The 5,190-nt window shown below is 43.9% G+C and carries 4 protein-coding genes; 3 read left to right on the forward strand and 1 reads right to left on the reverse strand.

Translation table 11 applies throughout. The features are described 5' to 3' along the window. Positions 1-206, forward strand: a 206-nt coding sequence (locus tag RH88_RS23795; protein ID WP_206536058.1) for a hypothetical protein, incomplete at its 5' end; no start/stop codon positions are given. A 19-nt stretch (positions 207-225) separates the two neighbouring features. Here the strand turns inward: RH88_RS23795 and adhE are convergent. Further along, positions 226-2,922, reverse strand: coding sequence for a bifunctional acetaldehyde-CoA/alcohol dehydrogenase (gene adhE / locus RH88_RS05160; protein WP_005593958.1), 2,697 nt, complete (start codon positions 2,920-2,922; stop codon positions 226-228). A 650-nt stretch (positions 2,923-3,572) separates the two neighbouring features. Between adhE and RH88_RS05165 the strand changes: the two genes are divergently transcribed. Then, positions 3,573-4,214 carry a YchE family NAAT transporter gene (locus RH88_RS05165; RefSeq protein WP_005593959.1) on the forward strand — a complete coding sequence of 214 codons (642 nt, stop codon included), beginning with the start codon at positions 3,573-3,575 and terminating at the stop codon, positions 4,212-4,214. A 77-nt stretch (positions 4,215-4,291) separates the two neighbouring features. Continuing rightward, positions 4,292-5,143 carry an ion transporter gene (locus tag RH88_RS05170; RefSeq protein ID WP_005593960.1) on the forward strand — a complete coding sequence of 284 codons (852 nt, stop codon included), beginning with the start codon at positions 4,292-4,294 and terminating at the stop codon, positions 5,141-5,143. Positions 5,144-5,190: the final 47 nt, after the last annotated feature.

Raw genomic sequence — 5,190 nt, forward strand, 5'->3', positions numbered from 1 at the left:
CCCGATTTCGTCATCCTCGAGAGGGAGGAACGACCGAGTCGGGGATCTCTCGGCTCTTTGCTCTCGTTTCTCAATTCTCAATTCTCTACTTCTCCACTCTCAAAGCGCAGCGCTCTCAATCCGTTCTAAAGAAAAAAAGCCCCTGTCTTTCGACAGGGGCTTTGTACTTTTCCGATAAAGTAGATTTCGTGCTAGCGAAAACCTAACTCATAGCTGGGACTTAAATTAAGCGCCCGCTTTTTCTTTCTTAGCTTTAGCTGGTTTTGCTTCTTGGTCAGCTTTCTTCTTGATAACAGTTGTACCTTCGAAAGTTTCGCCTTCAACAAATGCAGTGCCAAAGTAAGAAGCAGTTAGAACTTCTTTTAGCTCGCTGATTAGTGGGTAACGAGGGTTCGCACCAGTACATTGGTCATCGAACGCTTCTACTGATAGCTCTTCAAGTTTCGCGATGAAGTCAGCTTCGTTAACACCTGCAGCTTGGATTGATAGTGGGATATCCAAATCAACTTTAAGCTCTTCTAACCAAGTTAGTAGACGTTCAATCTTCTGAGCAGTACGGTCACCAGCTTGGCTTAGGCCTAGGTGGTCAGCAACTTCAGCGTAACGACGACGTGCTTGTGGACGGTCGTATTGAGAGAACGCAGTTTGTTTAGTTGGGTTATCGTTCGCGTTGTAACGTACAACGTTAGAGATAAGTAGTGCGTTAGCAAGACCGTGTGGTAGGTGGAACTCAGCACCTAGTTTGTGTGCCATTGAGTGACAAACACCTAGGAATGCGTTCGCAAATGCCATACCAGCGATAGTTGCTGCGTTGTGCACTTTCTCACGAGCGATTGGGTCAGCAGAACCATTTTTGTAGCTTGATGGTAGGTATTCTTTAAGCATCTTAAGAGCTTGCAGAGCTTGACCATCAGAGTATTCGTTCGCAAGAACTGATACGTAAGCTTCTAGAGCGTGAGTTACTGCATCGTAACCACCGAACGCTGTTAGCGACTTAGGCATGTTCATTACTAGGTTCGCATCAACGATAGCCATGTTTGGCGTGATTTCGTAGTCAGCTAGTGGGTACTTAGCACCAGTCTTGTCGTCTGTAACAACAGCGAATGGAGTAACTTCTGAACCCGTACCTGAAGTTGTAGTGATACATACAAGCTCAGCTTTTTGACCCATTTTAGGGAACTTGTAGATACGTTTACGGATGTCCATAAAGCGCATTGCTAGTTCTTCAAAGTGAGTTTCTGGGTGCTCGTACATAACCCACATGATCTTAGCTGCGTCCATTGGAGAACCGCCACCTAGAGCAAGGATTACGTCAGGTTGGAAGCTCTTCATTGCTTCAGCACCTTTCTCTACTACAGATAGAGTTGGATCCGCTTCTACATCAAAGAATGTTTGAACTTCGATACCTTGAGCTTTTAGTAGGCTTACTACGTCATCAGCGTAACCGTTGTTGAATAGGAAACGGTCAGTTACTAGGAACGCGCGTTTCTTACCTTCTAGGTCGCCAAGAGCGATTGGAAGGCTACCACGACGGAAGTAGATTGATTTCGGTAGTTTGTGCCACAACATATTTTCAGCTCGCTTCGCAACAGTTTTCTTGTTGATTAGGTGCTTAGGACCAACGTTTTCAGAGATAGAGTTACCACCCCATGAACCACAACCTAGCGTTAGTGATGGTGCAACGTTGAAGTTGTACAGGTCACCGATACCGCCGTGAGTTGTTGGGATGTTGATAAGAATACGTGCAGTCTTCATCTTGTCACCGAAGTAACGGATGCGGTCTGCGTTCACGTCTTGGTTAGTGTAAAGACCAGATGTATGGCCGATACCACCGATTTCTACCATTGTTACTGCTTGAGCAACGGCGTTTTCGAATGAAGACGCACGGAACATACCAAGAGTTGGAGATAGTTTCTCGTGAGCGAATTCGTCATCGTAAGATACTTCACCTAGGCCTTCACCCACTAGAATCTTAGTATCAGCTGGCACTTTAACACCCGCCATTTCAGCGATTGCTACTGCAGGTTGACCTACGATTTTCGCATTTAGTGCGCCATCGATAAGAAGCACTTTACGTACTTTATCTGCGTCTGCTTTGCTTAGTACGTGACCTTTGTGAGAAGCGAAACGCTCTTTCACTTCGTCATATACTTCGTCCATTACGATAACTGCTTGCTCAGAAGCACAAACTACGCCGTTATCGAATGTTTTAGACATAAGGATAGATGCTACAGCACGTTTAACGTCTGCTGTTTCATCGATAACTACAGGAACGTTACCTGCACCTACGCCGATTGCTGGTTTACCAGAAGAGTAAGCCGCTTTAACCATGCCTGGACCACCAGTCGCAAGGATAAGAGCGATACCATCGTGCTTCATAAGAGCGTTTGATAGCTCAACTGAAGGTTGGTCAATCCAACCGATGATGTCTTTTGGTGCGCCCGCTGCTACTGCTGCATCTAGAACAAGTTTAGCTGCGTCGTTAGTAGAGTTTTTAGCACGTGGGTGTGGTGAGAAGATGATACCGTTTCGAGTCTTCAGAGAGATCAGAGATTTAAAGATCGCTGTAGAAGTTGGGTTAGTTGTTGGAACGATACCACAGATGATACCTACAGGCTCAGCGATAGTCATTGTGCCTAGGTTGTCATCTTCTTCAAGGATGCCACAGGTTTTTTCGTCTTTGTACTTGTTGTAAATGAACTCAGACGCAAAGTGGTTCTTGATTACTTTATCTTCAACAATACCCATACCAGACTCAGCAACCGCTTGTTGTGCTAGCGGGATACGAGCATGGTTAGCTGCTAGAGATGCTGCGCGGAAAATCGCGTCTACTTTCTCTTGAGAGAACGTAGCAAATTCTTCTTGAGCTGCTTTTACGCGAGCTACTAGAGCATCTAGTTCAGCCAAATTAGTTACAGGCATAGGGAATCTCCTAAAATTAACAAATATTAAAAACTTTTTATTAAGCTCGTTGTTGGCTCGCTTTCACACTGTTTAGCGGCTTAACTAACAACACTCTTAGTAAATTGCTTTCAGGGCTGAGTATAATATTTCAGAGTATGAAAAAAATTGACTCAGATCAGTTCTGAAAAATTAATTACTCCCTTAGTGGTACCCACCTAAGAAAAACAACCTTAACACACTGATTTAAAAGAAATATAACCCTGAACCATCAATGTTCAAAAAAAACGCACTTAAACAACAAAAGCTCAAAAACTTTCAAAATTCTGTAAAAAAGTTTCATTTTTATACAAAAACGTCTCTTGTAAGCGCAGTTTCACGTGCTACTGAGAGTATATCCAAATCCCATTATCTCTCTACAACTACACATATCTTTTGTTGAAAGTGTGCGAATGTTAACGTTTATGAAATTTTAAACCTTACATTCCACGCCTATGGTGTAACAAATCGTTCCAATGCCGTTCACAAAACCGTCAATAATAAGATTTTCTCACTCGTAGTGGCCTTTATACGTTAGATTTTTTCATTCGTTTACTCTTACGTAATGAACTACATTATGCGCGAAATTACCCCATTAACTTTTTCATTCCGTCAACGCGTGAGTCACTATTATGCAAACTATCGAGCTTGCGATATTTCTTCAGTTCTTTTTAGGCCTTGTGGCCGCTGTTAACCCTATTGGCATCATGCCGGTGTTCGTTTCTCTCACTGGTCATATGACGTTGGAGGAAAAGAAAAAGACAGCCCTCACTGCAAACGTTGCGGTTGTCGTTATTTTGATCGTCTCTTTATTAGCAGGACAAGTGCTGTTAGATATGTTCAGTATTTCACTCGACTCATTCCGCGTTGCGGGTGGCTTGCTGCTTCTTAGCATCGCATTTTCGATGATGAGCGGTAAGTTGGGTGAAGATAAACAAAACAAACAAGAGAAGACCGAGTCAGTCACTCGCGAACAAGTTGGCGTTGTGCCACTGGCTATGCCGCTAATGGCGGGCCCAGGTGCGATCAGTTCAACGATTGTTTATGGCGCACGTTACCCAAGCATGTTCGACACTATGGGGATTATTCTCACCATCATCGCTTTCTGCTTTTGCTCATGGTTATTATTCCGCTCAGCCCCACTGCTTGTTCGCTTCCTTGGCCAAACAGGCATTAACGTTATCACCCGTATCATGGGTTTGATCTTAGGTGCTCTTGGTATTGAGTTTATTGCCAATGGCTTACGTGGCCTTTTTCCAGCCTTAGTCGGTTAATACTCCTTTGATCGCTGGTTAGCCTCCCCTTCCCTTTCTGGTATGATGTGGCATCTGATTTTTAACGATGACACATCATGCCAAAGACTTCTTTAAAGCATCATCTCTACGTCATTATTTTCGGCACCCATACCAAAGCGGGCCGTGCCTTTGATATTAGTTTGATCATTGCAATCTTAATTTCATTGGTGGTTCTGGTATTAGAGTCATTACCTTCAGTCATGACCGAGTGGAGTACCGAGCTACGTTATTGTGAGTACGCCTTTACTGCCTTGTTTACCCTTGAGTACATCCTCAGGCTCTATTGTTCGCCTAAACCCAAAGCGTATGCCACCAGCTTTTATGGTGTGATCGATCTGCTCGCGATTCTGCCAACCTATCTGGCGATATTCTTCCCTGCAGTGTCATTTATGGGTGTGGTGCGTTTACTGCGTGTAATGCGCATTTTCCGCGTGCTGAAGTTGGTGCGTTATTTACAAGATTCCAATATCTTGTTGCGCTCGCTTTTGATGGCAAAACGCAAGATTTTCATCTTCTTTACCACGGTAGCGATTTTAGTCACGATTTTAGGCTCGTTGATTTATGTTATTGAAGGGCCTATCAATGGATTTACTAGCATACCGCAAAGCATTTATTGGGCGATCGTCACCATTACAACGGTTGGCTACGGTGATCTCGTGCCGCAAACAGCATTAGGGAAAGGTATTGCATCAATTACCATGCTATTAGGTTATTCCATTCTTGCCGTGCCTACCGGGATCATTACGGCTGAATTGAATCAAGAGATGAAGTCTCACCGAACATTGGTTAAATGCCCAAACTGTTCAAAGTCTGGACATGAGTCTGATGCGATGTACTGTAAGTTTTGTGGCGGGGAGTTGGCTGAACCCGATGCTCGTATGGTTACGCAAGGTTCAGAGCTCGATTGATCAGCACAAGATTGTTAATTGAAATATCAAAAAGGGTGTCGTTTGAC

Origin of the sequence: Vibrio scophthalmi LMG 19158, assembly GCF_000222585.1 — a bacterium.
In the GTDB taxonomy this organism is placed as follows: Bacteria; Pseudomonadota; Gammaproteobacteria; order Enterobacterales; family Vibrionaceae; genus Vibrio; species Vibrio scophthalmi.

Excerpts from the sequence above, each read along its gene's own strand:
- adhE (WP_005593958.1), bottom strand. The coding sequence starts at position 2,922 with ATGCCTGTAACTAATTTGGCTGAACTAGATGCTCTAGTAGCTCGCGTA.
- RH88_RS05170 (WP_005593960.1), top strand. The coding sequence starts at position 4,292 with ATGCCAAAGACTTCTTTAAAGCATCATCTCTACGTCATTATTTTCGGC.
- RH88_RS05165 (WP_005593959.1), top strand. The coding sequence starts at position 3,573 with ATGCAAACTATCGAGCTTGCGATATTTCTTCAGTTCTTTTTAGGCCTT.